Raw genomic sequence first — 501 nt, forward strand, 5'->3', positions numbered from 1 at the left:
ACTCCGAGGACCCGAGGCTGTGTCCTCGGAGGGAGGGGAGCGCTGTGCATCAACCGGAGCAGCGTGTCGGGACTCGTCGACATGGCGAGTGGCGTGAGAAGCCTCGCCCCGGCTTCTGCTCCCGCCGCCATGCCCACCGCGCGCTGCGCCGTGGCGAGCCGATGCGTGCGCCGGGCACGGGGGGCGAGCAGACGAGGCAGGTGCTCCGCGAAGGTGCGGCGCGTGCACGTCTTGTTTCGACAGGAGAAACGGCGCACACGCAGATGAAGCTGAACAGCGTGCCCAGCAGAAGGCAGGTCAGCCGGGCGCCGAACGTAGGTGCTGTGCGGCGTTTCGCTACGCACCTTGCAGGAAGGGCATCGCGCGCTTTTGCTCGTAACTCCTCGCCGCGCCCCGTCTGGTGCGGCGAGGAAATTCGTGAAAGGGGCTGCGCGGGAATCAGCGGCGTGGGGCGCGAGCTTCTGCCCAAAGGGAGACGTCACCGTTCGCCGTCTGGCGGAG

At 68.7% G+C, this 501-nt stretch carries 1 pseudogene; it reads right to left on the reverse strand.

Annotated elements, in window-relative coordinates:
- Window positions 1–362: pseudogene (locus U8525_RS34445) on the reverse strand (transposase family protein); the annotation flags it as partial.
- Window positions 363–501 lie beyond the last annotated feature (139 nt).

The sequence above is a fragment of the Corallococcus sp. RDP092CA genome (assembly GCF_041903675.1).
Lineage (GTDB): Bacteria > Myxococcota > Myxococcia > Myxococcales > Myxococcaceae > Corallococcus.